The following is a 16,455-nucleotide window of genomic DNA, read 5'->3' on the forward strand; positions in this document are numbered from 1 at the left end:
GGGAATGGATACTTTGACTGCGAAAAGCGAGGCGACTTACGCCGCCATCATCGAGGCCGCGCTGGAGATGGCGGCGGCGGAGGGCATCGGTAAGCTGTCGCTCGGTGAGCTGGCCAAGCGTACCGGTATCAGCAAGAGCGGGGTGTTTTCACGTGTTGGTTCGCTGGAGGCGCTGCAGGCGGCGGTGCTGGATGAGTATGACCGCCGCTTTGGCGAGGAGATTTTCCGCCCTTCGCTGCAACAGCCCAAGGGTTTGCCGCGCTTGATCGCGCAGGTGAATGCCTGGGCGCACCGTGCTTCGGATGAGGGCTTGCGCAATTCCTGTCTGTACAGCGCCGGCGCCTTCGAGTTCGACGATCAGCAAGGCCCGCTGCGCGATCGTCTGCAGCAGGGTGCCGAAGCCTGGCGCGCGTCGCTGCGCAAGACGATTCTGCAGGCGATGGAGCTGGGCCAGCTGCGGCCGGATACCGATCCCGGCCAGCTGGTCTACGAGATCTACAGTCTGATCGTCGGCCTGATTCACGATACCCGCTTCCTGCACGACCAGCAGGCACTGCGCCACATGCAACGCGCCTTCAGCCGCTTGATTTCGACCTACAAGAGTTTTAACGATCTGGAGTAAGGCCGCATTTTTTTAACTTAATTTCGCACATGTGTGCGAAAACGGAGCCTGCCATGAAAACCGCCCTGCTGCTATTGCCTCTGCTGTTGTACCTGGTGTGCCGCCCTTTCAGCCGCACACTCAGGTCGCTGCCTGACAAGAATGACGATTTCGTGCTGTTTTAGCGATATTGCGCGTGTTCGCCCAGGATCGCCTTCGGCTCCAGATACGCTTCCAGTCCATACGGCCCGAACTCGCGCCCGATGCCGGATTGTTTGAAGCCGCCAAACGGTGCGATCAAGTCGTCGTGGATGCCGTTGATGTGCACCCGCCCCGCCACCAGCCGGTCGGCCACGCGGTTGGCGCGCGCCAGGTCGGTGGAGCTGACGTAGGCTTGCAGCCCATACGGCGTGTCGTTGGCGATGGCGATCGCTTCCTCTTCGGTTTCATAGGTGATGATCGACAGCACCGGGCCGAAGATTTCTTCCTTGGCGATGGTCATGGCAGGCGTCACGCCGGCAAACACGGTCGGCCGCACGAAGTAGCCGGCTTCCAGTCCTTGCGGCTTGCCGAGGCCACCGGTCACCAGTTCCGCGCCTTCGTCGATGCCGATGCCGATGTAGCGCTGCACCCGCTCATACTGCTTCTGCGTGACGATCGGCCCCAGCGCGACCGCCGCACTATCCGGATCGCCCACCACCACCGCTTCCGCCGCCGCTTTGGCCAGCGCCTTCACTTCTTCCAGGCGATGCGCTGGCACCAGCAGCCGTGAGCCGGCGATGCATGCCTGGCCGTTGTTCATGTAGCAGGCCGCCACCGCGTTTGGAATAGCCTTGGCGAAATCGGCGTCGTCGAGGATCACGTTGGCGCTCTTGCCGCCCAGTTCCAGCGTCACCCGCTTCATGCTGTCGACGCCCAGGCGGGCGATTTGTTTGCCGACCGGCGTCGAGCCGGTGAACGAGATTTTGTTCACTTCCGGATGCGTGCTCAGTTCCGCCCCCACCACGTCGCCGCGGCCGTTGACGATGTTGACCACGCCCGGCGGCAGTTCGGCGGCGTGGAAGCATTCGGTCAGAATCTGGTTCTGACGCGCGCTCAATTCGCTGGGCTTGACCACCACCGTGCAGCCGGCCGCGATCGCGGTCGCTACTTTATTGGCGATGAACCAGGCGCTGGAATTCCACGGCGTGATGATGCCAACCACGCCCACCGGCTCCAGCACCACCTTGGATTTGTTGACGGTCTTGACGAATTCGTGGTCGTCCATGACCCGCTTCACGTCCAAAAACATCTGCGCGGTGTAGCGCGCGCGGCCAACGCTGGTGTTGCGCGGGCCGCCGTATTCTTCGATCTGGGCGGCGGCGGCATCTTCGGCGCGCGCCAATACGGCAGCGTGCAGACGTTCCAACATGGCGCCGCGTTCGGCCTTGGTCGTGCGCGAGAAGGCCGGGAAGGCGGCGCGGGCGGCGGCGATGGCGTCGCGCGCATCCTCGGCGTCACCCAGCCGCACCTGGCCGGCCAGCTGGCCGGTGCTGGGGTTAATCAGGTCGAACATTTCGCTGCCGTGCGGTGTGACGAACTGGCCGTTGATGTAGATTTTGTCGATGGTGTACATGGTGGACTCCTGGTTGGTGGATCGATGGAGCCATTCTAGAAATCCGGCCGCCCGCGCATCAGTGGGATTCCTGCCGCATGGTTGCCTGATTCTGCAATCCAGCCGGGATTTTTGGCATTTCGTCACAATTGCCGTGCTTGTTGTCGCCGCGACGGCTACAGTTTAGGCTCGACACTTTTTTTGATAGGCCAACATGACAACGACCACCCGCATCGGCGCCGCCAGCGCCCTGTTGTTCTCCCTGATCCTGGGCGTGGCCCATGCCGACACCGCCGCTCCCGACCTGGAGGCACGCCGTGCGACCTTGAACAATCTGATTAAAGAGCAGTGGGAATACACGCTGCGTTCCAGCCCGGAATGGGCTTCGCTGCTGGGCGACAAGCGCTATAACGACAAATGGTCGGATGCCTCGCAGGCCGGCATCGACGCCGATCTCAAGGTGAACGCCGACTTCCTCAAGCGCTTCGAGGCGGTGGACATCAGCGGCTTCCCGCTGCAGGAACAGCTGAATCACGATCTGATGGTGCGTCAACTGCGCCAGAATCTGGAAGGCGCCCGCTTCAAGGAATGGGAGATGCCATTGGCGCAGAACTCCGGCGTGCATATCGATCTGCCGATGATCGTCTCGGCGCTGAATTTTGAAACCGTCAAGGATTACGAGGATTACATCCAGCGCCTGCACGCGCTGCCCAAGCTGTTCGATCAGACCCGCGCGCAGATGGCAAACGGCGTCAAGGATCACCTGATGCCGCCGAAGTTCCTGATACCGCAAATCGTCAAGCAGTGCGAGGACGTGGCGGCCATGAAGCCGGCCGATTCGCCGTATGCCGAGCCGTTGAAGAAAATGCCGAAGGACTTTTCGGCCGCCGACAAGGTGCGCCTGAGCAAGGAGATTCTGGCGGCGGTGAAGAACGATGTGGCGCCGGCCTATAAAAAACTGGCGGTGTACACCAAGACCCAGTATCTGCCGTATGGCCGCAAGGACGTGGGTCTGTGGTCGCTGCCGGATGGCGTGGCGCGTTACAGCTTCAAGGCCAAATCCTCCACCACCACCGACATGACGCCGGAGCAGATCCACCAACTGGGCCTGTCCGAAGTAGCGCGCATCGAAGGCCAGATGCTGGTCACCGCACAAAAGCTCGGCTACAGCGATCTGAAATCCTTCAACAAGGCGGTGGCCGCGAACCCGGCGCTGCATCCGAAATCGCGCCAGGAGATCATCGACCTGTATCAGAAATATACGGACCAGATGTACACCCAGCTGTCCAACCAGTTCGGCGTGCTGCCGAAGGGGAAAGTGGAGATCAAGCCGGTGGAGGAATTCCGCGAGAAGGGTGCGGCCGGCGCGTCCTATATGTCCGGTTCACCGGATGGCAAGCGTCCTGGCCGCGTGATGGTTAACACCGGCGACTTCGAACACCGTTCCACCATCTCGATCGAAACCACGGCGCTGCACGAAGGCGTGCCGGGTCACCACATGCAGCTGACTATCGCGCAGGAGATCCAGGGACTGCCGGACTTCCGTCAGCAAGCCGGCTACACCGCCTATACCGAAGGCTGGGCCTTGTACTCGGAGCGTCTGGGCGAGGAGCTGGGCTTCTATAAAGATCCATACAGCTACTACGGCCATTTGCAGGACGAGATGCTGCGCGCGATTCGTCTGGTGGTGGACACCGGCCTGCATTACAAGAAGTGGAACCGCCAGCAAGTGGTGGACTTCTTCCATGACCATTCCGGCATCGAGGAAGTGGAAGTGCAGAGCGAGACCGATCGTTACATCGTCTGGCCGGGCCAGGCGCTGGGCTACAAGATCGGCCAGCTGAAGATCCTCGAACTGCGCGACTACGCTCGCAAGGAGCTGGGTGACCGCTTCGACATCCGCGCCTTCCACGATCAGGTGCTGGGCGCAGGCGCGCTGCCGATGGATGTGCTGGAGACCCACATCAAGCAGTGGGTGGCCAGCGAGAAGAAGGCTTGATGCCATGTTGTCGTCGCTACGTGCTCCCATTGCCGCTGTGTTGATGCTCAGCGCCGGACCGGCGGCGGCAACGTTTTCCATCGTGGCCTGCGATCGGAATGGCAACTGCGGTGTCGCGGTTGCCACCAACAACCTGGCGGTCGGCGCCAGCGTGCCTTATGCGCAGGCGCGCGTAGGAGCGCTGGTGTCGCAGTTCGAAACCAATCCATCGTACGGGCCAACCGGGCTGGCGCTGCTGGCTTCAGGGACAACTCCCGAGGCCACGCTTAACACCTTGCTGGACCGTGACGGGGATTTTGACGGCCAGACCATCGCCGCGCGGCAGGTTGGCATCGTTGCCGCCAACGGCCGCACCGCCTCGTTTACCGGGGCGGAAGCGCAGGCCTCGGCATGGGCCGGGGCGCTTGGTGGCGACGGTTATTCGGTTCAGGGCAACGGTCTGGCAGGTGCGCAAGTGCTGGCTGCGATGCAGCGCGTGTTCGCCTCAACCAGCGGCACGCTGGCCGAGCGCTTGATGGCCGCATTGGAGGCCGGCGAGCGCGCCGGTGGACAAAGCACGGGCAAACTGTCGGCCGCGTTGCTGGTGCGTACTGTGGACGGTGACTGGCAGGACATCGATCTGCGCGTCGATGCCGCTGCGGAACCGGTCAAGGATTTGCGTCGCTTGATGGAGCGGCACTATGCGCTGCAAGCCATGCTGGGCGCAGAGCGACAGATGCGCAAAGGACTTAAGGCGGAAGCGCGCATGTCGGTTTCCGAGGCGTTGCGCAGAAGCCAGGGGTGGGACCGGATCTGGCGCCGTGCCGCCCGGTTGGCAATGGCGATGGACGATCACGCGGCCGCGCTGGACTATCTCGGTGTGCTGCTGTCGCTGAACCCTGTATGGGGACGCATCGAAATAGAGGAAGGCCTGTACGCGCCACTCCACGACAACCCTTTATTCATGTCGTGGCGCTAGCATCTGCGGCAAGCGGCGCAGGTCGATCTTGGTCACCCACCAGGCGCGGTTCTGGAACGTGAAGTCGAGGCCACCGATGGCAACCACCTTGCCGTCGGTGGCCTCGACGTCGCCGCTCTTCGGCAGCAAGGGCAAATTCGGACTGCTGTCGCCCAGCGCGTCCAGCGCCTGCATCAGGCGCGGATCGTCGCGCTTCATGGCGGCGCAAGCGCCGTAAGGGTCGCATACCTGCACCGGGAAGGCGATGAAGCGCGCCGCGCGGTCCATCATATCCTCGCTGCCCAGATAGTTGAACACCCAGCCGGCGGTGTCGCCCAGGTCGCGCGCGCGTGCCAGGATGGCGTCGTTCTCCTGCTGGATCTCGGCGCGCATCGAGCGGCCTTGCGGGAGCAGCATGTCGTCGACGCGCCAGCCGTCGTCCTCGCGCACCAGTACGTAGCGGATCTGGCGGTCGTATGCGGTGCCCATGTCGGGGTAGACGTTGAAGCTGGCTTCCACCACGTTGTCGCCAACCCGGCTGACGCGGAAGCTGGAACGGTCGAAGTCCAGCGTGGGCGAGGCTTCCTGGGTTTGCAGGAACACGTCCTGGTCGGCGCCGTAGCCGCAGATGTCGTCACCGCGCGAAAGGCTGAAGCACAACTGGCTGTTGGCATCGACCAGCGCTTCCAGTTCCTTCGAGTAGAAGGAGCCGGACGGCAGTTGGCTGGCCTGGCGCGCTTCCGGCCGCGCCAGATGGTCTTTGTAGAAATCGGTGATCAGGTCCAGCTGCTGCTGTTTCTCCGACCATGCCTTGTCCGCCAGCAGCGCGGCAATGGCAAACACGAACAGGCCCAGGCCCAACGGCAGCAGGCGTTTCTTCTCGATCTTCATGGCGTGGTCCGGAGTTTTTTGATGTCCTGCATCGGCGGCGCGCCGAACAGGCGGCGGTATTCGCGGCTGAACTGCGAGGCGCTTTCATAGCCCACTTTGTAAGCGGCGGTGGTGGCGTCGACTTCACCGCCGATCAGCAGCGCGCGCGCGGCCTGCAGGCGCAGCTGCTTCTGGTACTGCATCGGTCCCATCGTGGTCACCGCCTTGAAGCGGTGGTGCAGGCTGGAGACGCTCATGTTGATGGCTTGCGCCAGGTCTTCCACTCGCACCGTTTGATCGAAGCGCTCCTTGAGCCAGGCGATGGCTTTGCTGATGCCGCGATCCTGCTGGTCCAGCACGATGTTTTGATAAAGCTTGCGGCCATCCGCACCGTTCAGCAGGCGGTAGAGGATTTCTCGTTTCAGTCCCACCGCCAGGAAGGCCGCTTCAGCAGCTGGCGCGTCCAGCAGGCGCACCAGCTGGTACAGGCTGTCCAGCAGGGTGTCGTCGGTCTTGCCGATGAAGGCGCCGCGCACCGGCTGCTGCGAGTCGATGGCGATCTGCGCTTCCAGCACGATGGCCGCCAGCTCTTGCGGATCGAGTTCGAGGTTCAGCAGCAGGTAGGGCTTGTCCGGCGTGGCGTTGACGATGTGGCCGGAGGCCGGCATGTCGACTGACACCGCCAGGTATTCGCCGGGGCCGTAGTCCAGCACCTCATCGCTCAGGTGCACCCGCTTGTGACCCTGCAGGATCACGCAGCACGAGGGTTTCAGCACGCCCTTGGTGATGGGCGTGGGATGGGCGGAACGCAGCAGCGACAGGAACGGGATCGCCGTCGCCGCCCGCTGCCCGTCCAGCACATGGCGCTGGACGATGTCGATCATGTGATCGATGCGGGTGAGGGCGAAATCCCGTTTCATGGCTTACTTCTTCAGCAGCGGCACCAGGTATTTGCCGGTGACGCTGGCCGGGTTGGCTGCCACATCCTCCGGCGAGCCGCTGGCGATGATCTTGCCGCCGCCAGCGCCGCCTTCCGGACCCAGGTCGACGATCCAGTCGGCGGTCTTGATCACATCCAGATTGTGCTCGATGATGACCAGCGTGTTGCCCTGGTCGCGCAGGCGGTGGATCACTTTCAGCAGCAGGTCGATATCGTGGAAGTGCAGGCCGGTGGTCGGCTCGTCCAGGATGTACAGTGTGCGGCCGGTATCGCGCTTGGACAGTTCCAGCGACAGCTTGACGCGCTGCGCCTCGCCGCCCGACAGCGTGGTGGCGCTCTGACCGAGCTTGATGTAGCCCAGGCCGACGTCCAGCAGTGTGTGCAGCTTGCGCGCGATCAGCGGCACCGGCTTGAAGAACTCGTGCGCGTCTTCGACCGTCATGTCGAGGATCTCGGTGATGTTCTTGCCCTTGTACTGCACTTCCAGCGTTTCGCGGTTATAGCGCTTGCCGTGGCAGACGTCGCACGGCACGTAGACGTCCGGCAGGAAGTGCATTTCGACCTTGATCACGCCATCGCCCTGGCAGGCTTCGCAGCGGCCGCCCTTGACGTTGAACGAGAATCGGCCGGCGCTGTAGCCGCGCTCTTTCGCGGTCGGCACGGTGGCGAACAAATCGCGGATCGGCGTGAACAAGCCGGTGTAGGTGGCCGGATTCGAACGCGGCGTGCGGCCGATCGGCGCCTGGTCGACCGAGATCACTTTGTCGAAGTGTTCCAGGCCGCTGATGGTGTCGTGCGGCGCCGGCTCGGTTTGCGATCCGTACAGGTGGCGCGACAGCGCCGGGAACAGGGTGTCGTTGATCAGCGTCGATTTGCCGGAACCGGAGACGCCGGTCACGCAGGTCATCAAACCAACCGGCAGCTTGAGGTTGACCTTTTTCAGGTTGTTGCCGGTGGCGCCGGTGATCACCAACTGCTTGTCCGGATCGGCCACGTGGCGCTTGGCCGGCACTTCGATCTTGCGGGTGCCGTTCAGGTATTGCGCGGTCAGCGACTGTTTGTTTTTCAGGATGTCCTTCAGCGAACCGGCGGCGATCACGTCGCCGCCATGCACGCCGGCGCCCTGGCCCATGTCGACGATGTAGTCGGCGGTGCGGATCGCGTCTTCGTCGTGCTCCACCACCAGCACGCTGTTGCCGATGTCGCGCAGGTGTTTCAGCGTGTCGATCAGGCGGTCATTGTCGCGCTGGTGCAGGCCGATCGACGGTTCATCCAGCACGTACATCACGCCAGTCAGGCCGGAGCCGATTTGCGAAGCCAGGCGGATACGCTGCGCTTCGCCGCCCGACAGCGTGTCGGCGCTGCGGTCCAGCGACAGGTAGTCCAGGCCGACGTTGTTCAGGAACTGCAGGCGCGAGATGATTTCCTTGACCACGCGGTCGGCGATTTCCTTCTTCGCGCCTTTCAGTTTGAGCTGCTCGAAGAACGACAGCGTTTCGCGCAGCGGCTTCTCGGCGATCTCGTAGATTGCGCGTTCCTGTTTGCCGCTACCGACTTTGACGTAACGCGCTTCAACACGCAGACGCGCGCCATCGCACGACGGGCATTGCTTCTCGTTGATGAATTTGGCCAGTTCCTCTTTCACCGCCATCGAATCGGTTTCGCGATAGCGGCGCGCCAGATTATTCACCACGCCTTCAAAAGTGTGTTCCTTGACCACTGTGCGGCCGCGCTCATTGATGTAGGTGAACGGGATGGTGGTTTTGCCGGAACCGTTCAGCACCACTTCCTGCGCCGTCTTCGGCAGTTTTTCAAATGGTAGATCCAGATCGAATTCGTAGAACGCCGCCAGGTTGGACAGCATCGAGAAGTAGAACTGGTTGCGGCGATCCCACCCTTTGACCGCGCCGGAAGCCAGCGACAGATTCGGGAAAGCGACAATGCGCTTCGGATCGAAGAATTCGATGTGACCCAGGCCATCGCACTCCGGACAGGCGCCCATCGGATTATTGAAGGAGAACAGGCGCGGCTCCAGCTCCTGCAGCGAATAGCCGCAGGTGTTGCAGGCGAACTTGTTGGAATAGACGTGTTCCGTGCCGCTGTCCATTTCCAGCGCGACGGCGCGGCCATCGGCCAGACGCAGCGCGGTCTCGAAGCTTTCGGCCAGGCGCTGTTTGATTTCGGCGTTGACCTTGACGCGGTCGATCACCACGTCGATGGTGTGCTTCTCGGTTTTCTTCAGCTTCGGCAGATCGTCCACTTCGTAGATCTTGGCGTCGTGGGTGCCGCTCTGGATGCGGAAGCGCACAAAGCCCTGCGCCTGCATCTGTTCGAACAGATCCGAATGCTCGCCCTTGCGGTTGGCCACCACCGGCGCCAGGATCATCAGCTTGGTCTCTTGCGGCAGCGCCAGCACCGCGTCCACCATTTGCGATACGGTTTGCGCGGCCAGCGCCTGGTCCGGGTGATTGATGCAGTAGGGCGTGCCGACGCGCGCGTACAGCAGACGCAGATAGTCGTGAATCTCGGTCACGGTGCCGACCGTCGAACGCGGATTGTGCGAGGTGGCTTTCTGCTCGATCGAGATGGCCGGCGACAGACCTTCGATCAGGTCGACGTCCGGTTTTTCCATCAGTTGCAGGAACTGGCGGGCATAGGCCGACAGCGATTCCACATAGCGGCGCTGGCCTTCGGCATACAGCGTGTCAAACGCCAGCGAGGATTTGCCGGAGCCGGACAAGCCGGTAATCACGATCAGCTTATTGCGTGGCAGGTCGAGATTGATGTTCTTGAGGTTGTGCGTGCGTGCGCCGCGAATGCGGATCTGTTCCATGGGTTTTTGGCCTTTAGAGTCAACCCGTAACTATAGCCGGGTTTGATAACTTGCGCCGACCGTGCGGTGGATTGTGCTGACGGCGCGATACACTGTATATAATACCAGTATTTTCTTGCGCTGTTTCAACTCGTGTCTGGCGGGGCGGAGAACGTTGAGGTAAGATCTAGCCTTGGGTGCAATCTTTCCATTTTTGGATGATTGTTAAACGGGAAACCGGTGAAGCGACCTTGCGTTGCCATTCCGGTGCAGCCCCCGCTGCTGTAAGCCAGACGACTCCGTCATCACGTCACTGCGATAAATCGCGGGAAGACACGGAGAAGGATGAAGGCCAGCCAGAATACCGGCCCAAAAAGTCAGCACCATCCCCGGGGTGACGGGAAGCCGCTGTCGATCTTGGCCGGCCCACGTCTCAGCTTCCACGTCCCGCGTCCCCGTTCGACCCGTCTCTCTTCTCCCGCTGGTGTCCGTATAGACCATTCGACGGGAGGATTCGAATGCATATCATGGAAGGCTTTTTGCCGCCGATGCACGCGCTCGGCTGGACGGCCGCTTCATTACCTTTTCTGGCCTGGGGCTTGCGCGCCATTGGCCGTGACCTGCGGGCGCATCCCGAGCGGCGCATGCTGCTCGGTGTGGCGGCGGCGTTTGCGTTTTTGCTGTCGGCCTTGAAGCTGCCGTCGGTGACGGGCAGTTGTTCGCATCCGACTGGCGTGGGCCTCGGCGCGGCGCTGTTCGGGCCTGCGGCCATGGTGCCGGTGGGCTTTGTGGTGCTGCTGTTCCAGGCGCTGTTGATGGCGCACGGCGGCTTGACCACGTTGGGCGCGAATGTGTTTTCGATGGCGATCGTCGGGCCGCTGGTGTCGTACGGCGTGCTGCGCGCGGTCGCGGCGCTGGGCTTTTCGCGTTCGGTGGCGGTGTTCCTGGCCGCGTGTCTGGGCGATCTGGCGACTTATGTCACCACCTCGGCGCAACTGGCGCTGGCGTTTCCGGCGGCGGTGGGCGGCTTTGAGGTGTCGTTCCTCAAGTTCGCCGGCATCTTCGCGTTGACGCAGGTGCCGATCGCCATCAGCGAAGGGCTGCTGACGGTGCTGGTGGTGAACGCCATGGTGCGCTTCAACGCGCACGAACTGCGCGCGCTGCCGGTGATGGCGCTGAAGGAGCGCGCATGAAGAAGCTTACGACCCTGATGCTGTGGGCCGCGATTGTGCTGCTGACGGTGCTGCCATTGTGGCTGGTGCATGCGCCGGCCGAGCAGGCAGTTTTCGGTGGCGCCGACACGCGCGCGCAGGAAGCGATCGGCGTCATCGCACCGTCGTACAAGCCGTGGTTTTCGCCAGTGTTCGAGCCGGCCAGCGACGAAATCGCCTCGCTGCTGTTCGCGCTGCAAGCCGCCATCGGCGCTGGCGTAATCGGCTACTGGCTCGGCCTCTCCGTCGCCCGCGACCGCGCGCGCCGCGCCGCCGCTGAGTCGCCATCTTCCCCACAGGCCAACCGTGCTGATTGAGTCCTCGGCCTACGCCAGCCGTTGGCGCGATGTGGCGCCATCGGCCAAGGCGCTGTTTGCGCTGGCTGGCATCATCGCATCCTGGATCGCCCAAGGCCCGGCCGCACTGGCCGCGCTGACCGCCATCCTGATGCTGACCGCCTTCCTCGCCGCCCGTGTGCCGCTGCATGCCTACATTGCCGCCGCGCTGCCGCCGCTCGGCTTCCTGCTGCTCTCCTACCTGACCATGCTGGTCGGCCCGGACCACAATGGCCACTGGCACATCACCACCGCCATGCTGCCCACGATTGAACATACCGCCCTGCGTTCGACCGCCATGCTGGCTGCATTGCTGGGCCTCGTGCTCACCACGCCGATGCCCGATCTGCTGGCATTGCTGCGCAAACTGCGCACGCCGGAACTGCTGCTTGACCTGATGGTTCTCTGCTACCGTATGCTGTTCGTCATGCGCCAGGCCTGGGACGAAAGCATCACCGCGCAAACCGCGCGTCTCGGCTACCGCAACTGGCGCCAGGCATGGCGCTCCACCGGGCTGCTGGCCGGCCAGATGGCAGTCCAGGTGTGGCAACGCGCCGCAGCATTGCAAACCGCCGCCGACGCCCGCGTCTACCAAGGCACGCTGCGCTTCCTGCCCACCGCCTACCCGCAAGCCAAACGCCAGATCACAGCAGCCGCTGTCGCTGGCGCGGTGATGCTGGCCATCGCTCTGGGAGACCGTTTATGAGCACGCCGCTACTCGAACTGCAAGCCGTCAGTCACGTCTACCCGGACGGCAGCAAAGGCCTGAACGACTGCACGCTGACGTTGCAGCGCGGCCGCCGCTACGCCCTGCTGGGTGCCAACGGCGCCGGCAAGACCACTGTGCTGCAACACTTGAATGGCTTGCTGCGCCCTACCAGCGGCACGCTGCGTTACGACGGCCTGCAGTTCGACTACAGCCGCCAAGGGCTCACCAACCTGCGCACCCGTGTCGGCCTGGTGTTCCAGAACCCGGATCGTCAGCTTTTCTCCGCGCTGGTGGAAGAAGACGTCTCCTTCGGTCCCCTCAACCTCGGCCTGCACGATGACGAGGTACGCCATCGCGTCGCCACCGCGCTGGATGCGGTCGGCTTGGGCGGCCACGCGCGCCGTGCCGTGCACCAGCTGAGTTTTGGCCAGAAGAAGCGCGTCTGCATCGCCGGCGTGCTCGCCATGGAACCGGATGTGCTGCTGCTGGATGAACCCATGGCCGGCCTGGACGCCCCCATGCAGACCGAATTGACAGCCCTGCTGGACCGCCTCGCCGAGCGTGGCGTCACCATACTGCTGTCCACCCACGACATCGACTTCGCATTGCGCTGGGCCGACGACATCCATGTCATGGCGGCCGGCCGTTGCATCGCCTCTGGTCCCGCGCAGCAGTTGGCCGCGCAAACCGAGGTGCTGCATGCGGCCGGCCAGCGTCCACCCGCCGCCTTGGCGCTGCACGGGGAATTGGTCGCCCTCGGCGTGCTGCCGCAAGGCCCGGCCCCACGTAGCGTCGACGCCCTGCTCGACACGCTGCGCGCACTCAAACAATCAGGAGTAATCACTGCATGACCACCTTCGGAAAAATCTGGTTCGTTGGCGCCGGACCTGGCGACCCGGAACTCATCACCGTCAAAGGCCAGAAGCTGCTGTCGCAGGCCGGCGCGGTGCTGTTTGCCGGTTCGCTAGTCGACCGCGCCGTCACCCTGTACGCGCCAGCCGATTGCGCCATCCGCGACTCCAAGGACATGACGCTGGAAGACATGACCGCATGGCTGATCGACCAGGCCAGCCGCCACGCCACCGTGGTGCGCTTGCAAACCGGCGACCCCGCCCTGTATGGGGCGCTGATTGAACTGGCGCGTCCGCTGAGCGACGCTGGCATCGAATGGTCGGTGGTGCCGGGTGTGTCGTCGGCGATGGCGTCGATGGCCGCCGCCGGCGAGTCCATGACGCTGCCGGAAGTGACGCAAACCGTCATCCTCACGCGCGTGGAAGGCCGCACGCCGATGCCGGACGGTGAAGACCTGGCCAGCCTGGCCGCGCACCGCACCACCATCTGCATCTTCCTGTCGATCACCTTGATGCACAAGGTGGAAACCGCATTGCGCGCCGCCGGCTGGGCTGAAGACTCGCCGATGCTGGTGGTGCACAAGGCCAGTTGGCCGGGCGAACAGAAAATCGTTCGTGGCACGCTGGCCGATATCAAGCAGAAGTGCCGGGAGGCCGGCATTGCAAGCCAGGCGATGATCGTCGCCAGCCCCACGCTGGGCGCGCTGCACTGGGAAACCCTGGCGCGCTCCAAGTTGTATGACCCTACATTTACCCACCGCTTCAGAAAGGCCACCGCATGAACCCAGCTAACCTCGACACTATCCTGATTGTCGGCCACGGTTCCCGCGAGGACTCCGGCAACCAGGAGATCCGCGAATTTACGGAGCAATGGCGCGCGCGTCAGCCAGGCTGGCGCATTGAGTTGTGCTTCATCGAATTCGCGCCGCCGGAATTGAATGCCGCGCTGCTGTCGGCAGGCCGCAGCTCGCGCCGCGTGCTGGTGGTGCCGCTGATCCTCAACGCTGCCGGTCACGTTAAGATGGAGATTCCGGAGGCGATTGAGCATGCTCGCATCGCCTGCCCGCAGACGGAGTATCTGCTGGCGCCACACCTGACGGCCTGCGATCCGGTGCTGGCCATCCTCAAGCGCCGCTTGCGCAAGGCGATGAATGTGCTGGATATGCCCGATCCCACCACCACCGGCGTGGTGCTGCTGGGCCGTGGCTCGTCCGACCGTGGCGCCAATGGCGAGATGGCCAAGATGGCGCGCTGGCTGCTGGAGGAGGGCGACCATGAGCTGGTCGATCTGGCGTTTACCGGCATTACCTGGCCGCGTCTGGAGAAGGTCGTGCAGCGCCATGTGCTGCTGGGCATGCGTCAGATCGTGGTGCTGCCGTATTATCTGTACACCGGCACGCTGATGCAGCGCATACACCGGCAGGTTGAGCACCTGCGCGTGCAGTATCCGCAGATTCGCTTTGCATGCAGCGAGCATTTCGGCTTCGAGAACGAAATCTTCGAGCTGATGGACCAGCGCGTGCAAGACCTGCGCGCCGGCGTGCCAGACAGCCGCCTGCCATGCGACGGTTGCAGCTATCGCGAAATCGCCCACGACCTGGGGCACGGCCATTCGCACGCTCACACGCATGACCATGCGCCACACGATCACGCGCACGACGACGGCCACGCCCATGCGCATGACGGTCATGACCACGCGCATCCGCACGCCCACTCTGAAAGCCATCCAGCATGAGCACCGTGAACACCGTCACCGAGCAGCTAACGCGCGCCGGCCAGGTCATTGAGCACGACAGCTTCGCCATCATCGACGCCGAAGTCGGTGCGCATGACTATACGCCAGGCCAATGGCCGATCGTGCGCCGCATGATCCACGCCAACGCCGACTTCGACTTCAACGGCCTGACAGACTTCCATGCAGACGCCGTGGAAGCCGGCATCACCGCCATGCTCAAAGGCGGCACGCCAGTCGTAGCCGACGTCGAAATGATCTGCTCCGGCCTGTCGCAACCGCGCCTGGGCCACTTCGGCATGAAGACCCACCAATTCATCAGCGACGCCGACGTCATCGAAACCGCCAAGGCCGAAGACACCACCCGCGCCGTGCAAGCGATGCGCAAGGCCCATCGCAAAGGCCTGCTGGATGGCGCCATCGTCGGCATCGGCAACGCTCCCACCGCATTGATCGAACTGGTACGCCTGATTCGCGAAGAAGGCGTCAAGCCCGCGCTGGTGGTCGGCATGCCAGTGGGCTTCGTCTCCGCCGCCGAATCCAAAGACCTGATGGCCGAAGTGAACGACGTGCCATGGATCGTGATCCGTGGCCGCAAAGGTGGCTCCACACTGGTGGTAGCGACGCTGCACGCGTTGCTGTCACTGGCCGAAGCCCGTCAAAAGGCTCTGCCATGAAAGAAAAAACGGCTGCCGAAAAAGGCACCCGTACCGGTTTCACCACCGGCGCCTGCACCGCCGCCGCCGCGCGCGCGGCCGTGCTGGGCCTCGTCCATGGACGCGTACCGGAAGAAATCGAAAGCCTGCTGCCCAACGGCAGCCGGATCACGTTTGCCATCCACGACGGCAGCTGCGATAACGGCCGCGCGCACGCCATGGTCATCAAGTTCGCTGGCGACGACCCCGATTGCACCGACGGCGCCCACATGACCGTCGACCTGCGGCTGCTGTCTGGCCAGGCCGGTGTGGTCTCGTATGTGGCAGGCGACGGCGTCGGCACCGTCACCATGAAAGGCCTCGGCCTGGAGGTGGGTGGCCCAGCTATCAACCCGGTCCCACGCAAGAACATCGCCGACAACCTGCACGAAGCCGCTCCCGAACTGATGGCGCGACACGGTATCGAAGTCACCGTCAGCGTGCCCGATGGCCAAGTGATGGCCAAGAAAACCACCAATGCCCGTCTCGGTATTTTGGGTGGTATCAGCATCCTCGGCACCACTGGCATCGTCAAACCGTATTCCACCGCCGCGTGGCGCGCCAGCGTGGTGCAGGGCGTGCAGGTTGCCGCCACCGCAGGCCACAACCTGGTGGCGCTGACCACTGGCGGCCGCACCGAAACCTTCGCCATGAGCGCGCTGCGCGCGGAACGTCCCGAACTGCCGGCCGCCTGCTTCGTGCAGATGGGCGACTTCCTGCGTTACGCGCTGGATGAAGTGGTGGCGCAGGGCATAGAACTGGTGGTGATGGCCGTCATGGTCGGCAAACTGACCAAGATCGCGCAGGGCGAAACCATTACCCACGCCAACCGCAGCGAAGTCGATACCGACCTGGTGGCGGAAATCGGCCGCCGCATTGGCGCCACTGAAGAAGATTGCGCCGCCATGGCCGCCGCCGAAACCGCGCGCTTCGGCGCTGAACTGATGGTGGAGCGCGGTCTCGGCGACGCCTTCCACCACGCGCTGGCACAAGCCGCCATCGACACGTTGAGGGCACCGGACCGCTACGGCCACAAGTTCCAGTTGCGCGTGCTGGTGTGCGATTTCAGCGGCGTGCAAGTCGCCGACGTGTGGTCTGGTCCAGCCGACCTGCAACAACGCCCCGCCAGCGCCGGCCGCATCGGCATCGATCATTTACCGGAAGCTTAA

Annotated in this window: 15 protein-coding genes and 1 riboswitch; of the genes, 11 read left to right on the forward strand and 4 right to left on the reverse strand. The window is 63.4% G+C overall.

The annotated features are described in order from the left end of the window. Positions 1 to 4: 4 nt before the first annotated feature. On the forward strand, positions 5 to 622 hold the full coding sequence (locus tag GJ699_RS10420) for a TetR/AcrR family transcriptional regulator (RefSeq protein WP_154375774.1): 618 nt from the start codon (positions 5 to 7) through the stop codon (positions 620 to 622). Positions 623 to 782: 160 nt separating this feature from the next. Here GJ699_RS10420 and GJ699_RS10425 read toward each other — a convergent pair whose 3' ends face one another. Next, positions 783 to 2,216: an aldehyde dehydrogenase family protein gene (locus GJ699_RS10425; protein ID WP_154375776.1), complete on the reverse strand. Its 1,434-nt coding sequence runs from the start codon at positions 2,214 to 2,216 to the stop codon at positions 783 to 785. A gap of 193 nt (positions 2,217 to 2,409) precedes the next feature. Between GJ699_RS10425 and GJ699_RS10430 the strand changes: the two genes are divergently transcribed. Together GJ699_RS10430 and GJ699_RS10435 are read left to right on the forward strand one after the other, a co-directional pair. Beyond that, positions 2,410 to 4,194 (forward strand): DUF885 domain-containing protein, encoded by a 1,785-nt coding sequence (locus GJ699_RS10430; protein WP_154375778.1) that lies wholly within the window; start codon positions 2,410 to 2,412, stop codon positions 4,192 to 4,194. 43 nt (positions 4,195 to 4,237) lie between these two features. Further along, positions 4,238 to 5,152 carry a DUF1028 domain-containing protein gene (locus GJ699_RS10435; protein ID WP_229262044.1) on the forward strand — a complete coding sequence of 305 codons (915 nt, stop codon included), beginning with the start codon at positions 4,238 to 4,240 and terminating at the stop codon, positions 5,150 to 5,152. Here the strand turns inward: GJ699_RS10435 and GJ699_RS10440 are convergent. The 3 genes from GJ699_RS10440 to uvrA are packed head-to-tail and all read right to left on the reverse strand — an operon-like array spanning position 5,132 to position 9,774. Next, complete coding sequence (locus tag GJ699_RS10440; protein WP_154375782.1) at positions 5,132 to 6,022, reverse strand: hypothetical protein; 891 nt, start codon at positions 6,020 to 6,022, stop codon at positions 5,132 to 5,134. The genes GJ699_RS10435 and GJ699_RS10440 overlap by 21 nt on opposite strands. Then, a complete protein-coding gene (locus GJ699_RS10445) occupies positions 6,019 to 6,921 on the reverse strand; it encodes an AraC family transcriptional regulator (RefSeq protein ID WP_154375784.1) in 903 nt (300 codons plus the stop codon). Before GJ699_RS10445 ends, GJ699_RS10440 begins: the two co-directional genes overlap by 4 nt. A 3-nt stretch (positions 6,922 to 6,924) precedes the next feature. Further along, positions 6,925 to 9,774: an excinuclease ABC subunit UvrA gene (gene uvrA / locus GJ699_RS10450; protein WP_154375786.1), complete on the reverse strand. Its 2,850-nt coding sequence runs from the start codon at positions 9,772 to 9,774 to the stop codon at positions 6,925 to 6,927. A gap of 157 nt (positions 9,775 to 9,931) precedes the next feature. Then, positions 9,932 to 10,140, forward strand: a riboswitch (cobalamin riboswitch). Between the two features lie 131 nt (positions 10,141 to 10,271). Here uvrA and GJ699_RS10455 point away from each other — a divergent pair. Genes GJ699_RS10455 through GJ699_RS10490 form a run of 8 tightly spaced genes read left to right on the forward strand, consistent with a single transcriptional unit; the run spans position 10,272 to position 16,455 of the window. After that, positions 10,272 to 10,946 (forward strand): energy-coupling factor ABC transporter permease, encoded by a 675-nt coding sequence (locus GJ699_RS10455; RefSeq protein ID WP_154375788.1) that lies wholly within the window; start codon positions 10,272 to 10,274, stop codon positions 10,944 to 10,946. After that, the gene (locus GJ699_RS10460) at positions 10,943 to 11,281 is read left to right on the forward strand and encodes an energy-coupling factor ABC transporter substrate-binding protein (protein ID WP_154375790.1); all 339 of its coding nucleotides are present in this window, start codon (positions 10,943 to 10,945) and stop codon (positions 11,279 to 11,281) included. The genes GJ699_RS10455 and GJ699_RS10460 overlap by 4 nt, the downstream gene beginning before the upstream one ends. Continuing rightward, positions 11,271 to 12,005 (forward strand): cobalt ECF transporter T component CbiQ, encoded by a 735-nt coding sequence (gene cbiQ, locus GJ699_RS10465; protein WP_195763512.1) that lies wholly within the window; start codon positions 11,271 to 11,273, stop codon positions 12,003 to 12,005. Before GJ699_RS10460 ends, cbiQ begins: the two co-directional genes overlap by 11 nt. After that, positions 12,002 to 12,859, forward strand: coding sequence for an energy-coupling factor ABC transporter ATP-binding protein (locus tag GJ699_RS10470; RefSeq protein ID WP_154375794.1), 858 nt, complete (start codon positions 12,002 to 12,004; stop codon positions 12,857 to 12,859). The genes cbiQ and GJ699_RS10470 overlap by 4 nt, the downstream gene beginning before the upstream one ends. Continuing rightward, positions 12,856 to 13,641, forward strand: coding sequence for a precorrin-4 C(11)-methyltransferase (gene cobM / locus GJ699_RS10475; RefSeq protein WP_154375795.1), 786 nt, complete (start codon positions 12,856 to 12,858; stop codon positions 13,639 to 13,641). The genes GJ699_RS10470 and cobM overlap by 4 nt, the downstream gene beginning before the upstream one ends. Beyond that, positions 13,638 to 14,594 carry a sirohydrochlorin chelatase gene (locus GJ699_RS10480; RefSeq protein WP_154375797.1) on the forward strand — a complete coding sequence of 319 codons (957 nt, stop codon included), beginning with the start codon at positions 13,638 to 13,640 and terminating at the stop codon, positions 14,592 to 14,594. Before cobM ends, GJ699_RS10480 begins: the two co-directional genes overlap by 4 nt. Next, positions 14,591 to 15,268, forward strand: coding sequence for a precorrin-8X methylmutase (locus tag GJ699_RS10485; protein WP_154375799.1), 678 nt, complete (start codon positions 14,591 to 14,593; stop codon positions 15,266 to 15,268). Before GJ699_RS10480 ends, GJ699_RS10485 begins: the two co-directional genes overlap by 4 nt. Continuing rightward, positions 15,265 to 16,455 (forward strand): cobalt-precorrin-5B (C(1))-methyltransferase, encoded by a 1,191-nt coding sequence (locus GJ699_RS10490; RefSeq protein WP_154375801.1) that lies wholly within the window; start codon positions 15,265 to 15,267, stop codon positions 16,453 to 16,455. The genes GJ699_RS10485 and GJ699_RS10490 overlap by 4 nt, the downstream gene beginning before the upstream one ends.

Source organism: Duganella guangzhouensis (genome assembly GCF_009674535.1).
GTDB lineage: Bacteria > Pseudomonadota > Gammaproteobacteria > Burkholderiales > Burkholderiaceae_D > Rugamonas > Rugamonas guangzhouensis.

Excerpts from the sequence above, each read along its gene's own strand:
- GJ699_RS10460 (WP_154375790.1), top strand. The coding sequence starts at position 10,943 with ATGAAGAAGCTTACGACCCTGATGCTGTGGGCCGCGATTGTGCTGCTG.
- GJ699_RS10485 (WP_154375799.1), top strand. The coding sequence starts at position 14,591 with ATGAGCACCGTGAACACCGTCACCGAGCAGCTAACGCGCGCCGGCCAG.
- GJ699_RS10490 (WP_154375801.1), top strand. The coding sequence starts at position 15,265 with ATGAAAGAAAAAACGGCTGCCGAAAAAGGCACCCGTACCGGTTTCACC.
- GJ699_RS10430 (WP_154375778.1), top strand. The coding sequence starts at position 2,410 with ATGACAACGACCACCCGCATCGGCGCCGCCAGCGCCCTGTTGTTCTCC.
- uvrA (WP_154375786.1), bottom strand. The coding sequence starts at position 9,774 with ATGGAACAGATCCGCATTCGCGGCGCACGCACGCACAACCTCAAGAAC.
- GJ699_RS10435 (WP_229262044.1), top strand. The coding sequence starts at position 4,238 with ATGCTCAGCGCCGGACCGGCGGCGGCAACGTTTTCCATCGTGGCCTGC.
- GJ699_RS10470 (WP_154375794.1), top strand. The coding sequence starts at position 12,002 with ATGAGCACGCCGCTACTCGAACTGCAAGCCGTCAGTCACGTCTACCCG.
- GJ699_RS10480 (WP_154375797.1), top strand. The coding sequence starts at position 13,638 with ATGAACCCAGCTAACCTCGACACTATCCTGATTGTCGGCCACGGTTCC.
- GJ699_RS10425 (WP_154375776.1), bottom strand. The coding sequence starts at position 2,216 with ATGTACACCATCGACAAAATCTACATCAACGGCCAGTTCGTCACACCG.
- GJ699_RS10440 (WP_154375782.1), bottom strand. The coding sequence starts at position 6,022 with ATGAAGATCGAGAAGAAACGCCTGCTGCCGTTGGGCCTGGGCCTGTTC.
- cobM (WP_154375795.1), top strand. The coding sequence starts at position 12,856 with ATGACCACCTTCGGAAAAATCTGGTTCGTTGGCGCCGGACCTGGCGAC.
- GJ699_RS10445 (WP_154375784.1), bottom strand. The coding sequence starts at position 6,921 with ATGAAACGGGATTTCGCCCTCACCCGCATCGATCACATGATCGACATC.
- GJ699_RS10455 (WP_154375788.1), top strand. The coding sequence starts at position 10,272 with ATGCATATCATGGAAGGCTTTTTGCCGCCGATGCACGCGCTCGGCTGG.
- GJ699_RS10420 (WP_154375774.1), top strand. The coding sequence starts at position 5 with ATGGATACTTTGACTGCGAAAAGCGAGGCGACTTACGCCGCCATCATC.